The following is a 2451-nucleotide window of genomic DNA, read 5'->3' on the forward strand; positions in this document are numbered from 1 at the left end:
GAGAAAATGGAGTTTCTGACTAATCATAATGATTCATTATATATTGTTTTGTTTCCTTCCAATGAAGGTTATCTTCATGTCACGAAAGAAGTTTTAGAGGAAATCAATATTGTTTCCGATTATGTTGATCATTTTTATTCGCTAGAATTCATGTATGATCGCTTTACCAATCAGTATCCAATAAATCAAATACCTGATGAACAAGAATTTTTAACTTCTTTAAGAAAAATTGGATCCTATTTATTTAGCTCGGACATTCTCCACATGAGTCTATCTGTAGAAGATCAAGTGGCATTAAAAATTTTGAATAATTTGTATCAATATGAAATGAAAAAAAAATTCTGTATTGGATCAATCAATCCTATGTTATTGAAATATTTGGAAGAATAGTATTGACGAGTGAGATTTAAGGCTTTATAATGTTTTTGAGGGAACAAAAATCAAAATTGACGAATTTGAGGTTTTTGTACTCTCAAGATTTAAGTAACTGTACAACCCATTGTTGAGGACGAAGTGTTCAATCAAGGTTTTTGTACTCTCAAGATTTAAGTAACTGTACAACTTCCACAACTGAGTAACCGATAAAAAAGCAGTTTTTGTACTCTCAAGATTTAAGTAACTGTACAACAGTTCTTGACTGTGATATTTGCTCCTGAACGTTTTTGTACTCTCAAGATTTAAGTAACTGTACAACCTCGTTCCCATTAGATGTTTCAAACACCTTGTTTTTGTACTCTCAAGATTTAAGTAACTGTACAACAACATTGATATTTCAACCTTTCTAAGCATTGTTTTTGTACTCTCAAGATTTAAGTAACTGTACAACATCACCCCTTTCATGGTGTAAAATAGGGTAGTTTTTGTACTCTCAAGATTTAAGTAACTGTACAACCGCCCGCTGGGAAGAAGACCCACGCATCATGTTTTTGTACTCTCAAGATTTAAGTAACTGTACAACCCCAGTCATAATTATCCCAACCAAAAACTCGTTTTTGTACTCTCAAGATTTAAGTAACTGTACAACCATTATCAAATAATCTTAGTCAGATTGAACGTTTTTGTACTCTCAAGATTTAAGTAACTGTACAACAACTTCGTGCTAAAGGTTACATCAAGGGTAGTTTTTGTACTCTCAAGATTTAAGTAACTGTACAACCTGTTTCAGACGATGGAGATATTTCAACAGGTTTTTGTACTCTCAAGATTTAAGTAACTGTACAACTTCTATTTCTATAATCATTATAACACAATTGTTTTTGTACTCTCAAGATTTAAGTAACTGTACAACTAACAGGTTTACTTGATGGATTGGCGCTGGGTTTTTGTACTCTCAAGATTTAAGTAACTGTACAACAAAGCCCCATCTTTACTCACCTCCTTTCTAGTTTTTGTACTCTCAAGATTTAAGTAACTGTACAACAGAGTATCATACGAGCCTTGGGATCAAAAGTTTTTGTACTCTCAAGATTTAAGTAACTGTACAACTAGCCCGTCACTTTATTATATCAAACGCACGTTTTTGTACTCTCAAGATTTAAGTAACTGTACAACCTTTTGCTAGCTTGTACGATATTTCACTAAGTTTTTGTACTCTCAAGATTTAAGTAACTGTACAACCCATCATCAGAATAAGTAAAATCCTGAAAGGTTTTTGTACTCTCAAGATTTAAGTAACTGTACAACACTGAAAAAGCTGTCAAGCTTACTGCTCCGTTTTTGTACTCTCAAGATTTAAGTAACTGTACAACGATAAGCTCATCCACATTGTTAAAACTTCCGTTTTTGTACTCTCAAGATTTAAGTAACTGTACAACCTAAAGCATGGTACGGGGATAAGTTTTCTGGTTTTTGTACTCTCAAGATTTAAGTAACTGTACAACAACGCATTAGATTTCTGGAAGATGAACTGTGTTTTTGTACTCTCAAGATTTAAGTAACTGTACAACCATATTCCTATCATTTAGAAGTTAAACGTAGTTTTTGTACTCTCAAGATTTAAGTAACTGTACAACGAGAACATCGTGGAGGAAGGAGAATAACATGTTTTTGTACTCTCAAGATTTAAGTAACTGTACAACTTAAGGGCGCTGGTATGACACCAGAGATAAGTTTTTGTACTCTCAAGATTTAAGTAACTGTACAACAATGTGTCAACTCATTCACAAGCGGGATACGTTTTTGTACTCTCAAGATTTAAGTAACTGTACAACTGAAGGATGATGGCAAATGGTACTACCTAAGTTTTTGTACTCTCAAGATTTAAGTAACTGTACAACGGTTTTTAAATTGTACTTTTCCATAAAGACGTTTTTGTACTCTCAAGATTTAAGTAACTGTACAACAAGCGATATAGATAATGCTGAGCAGATCAGGGTTTTTGTACTCTCAAGATTTAAGTAACTGTACAACTTTTGGTAAAAAGCACTCTGAAGAAACAAAGTTTTTGTACTC

General features: G+C 33.0%; 1 protein-coding gene and 1 CRISPR repeat array. The gene reads left to right on the top strand.

Annotated elements, in window-relative coordinates:
- A partial coding sequence (csn2-St, locus tag GMD4S_RS00060) for a CRISPR-associated protein Csn2-St (RefSeq protein ID WP_000352271.1) occupies positions 1–390 on the top strand: 390 nt, incomplete at its 5' end.
- Positions 391–460: 70 nt separating this feature from the next.
- Positions 461–2409: direct repeats of the CRISPR family, unit length 36 nt; unit sequence GTTTTTGTACTCTCAAGATTTAAGTAACTGTACAAC.
- Positions 2410–2451 lie beyond the last annotated feature (42 nt).

The sequence above is a fragment of the Streptococcus sp. GMD4S genome, from assembly GCF_000296955.1.